The organism is Verminephrobacter aporrectodeae subsp. tuberculatae At4, assembly GCF_000193225.1.
In the GTDB taxonomy this organism is placed as follows: Bacteria; Pseudomonadota; Gammaproteobacteria; order Burkholderiales; family Burkholderiaceae_C; genus Acidovorax; species Acidovorax aporrectodeae.
The window spans coordinates 1-330 of record NZ_AFAL01000907.1 but is presented as its reverse complement, the minus strand read 5'-3'; the positions used below and the strand labels follow the sequence as shown (position 1 = coordinate 330).

1 protein-coding gene is annotated in these 330 nt (G+C 60.9%); it reads left to right on the top strand.

What is annotated here, in order from left to right; translation table 11 throughout:
- Positions 1-330, top strand: a 330-nt coding sequence (locus VTU_RS29805; protein WP_010109314.1) for a SwmB domain-containing protein, incomplete at both ends; no start/stop codon positions are given.

Here is a 330-nt window from a genome sequence, read left to right as displayed (position 1 = left end):
GCCGGCAACGACGCGGTGAACTTCAGCAACTGGGCTGTGACGAACAACACGCCAGAGGCAGCAGCAGACACCACGCCCCCGGTGTTCAGCAGCGCCACGGTCCGCAGCAACCAACTGGTGATCGACTACACCGAACAGAGCGACTTGGACGATGCTGCGCTGGCGCGCAACGCAGGCTTTTCGGTCAAGGGCTACAACAACAAGAGCTCGGTGATCTGGATCATCTCTATTGGCAGCGCCGTCGTGAACGCGACGGCCAAGACCGTGACACTGACACTCTTGGAGCGCATCGCCCACGACGACAGGGTAACCGTCAGCTACTTCAAGCCC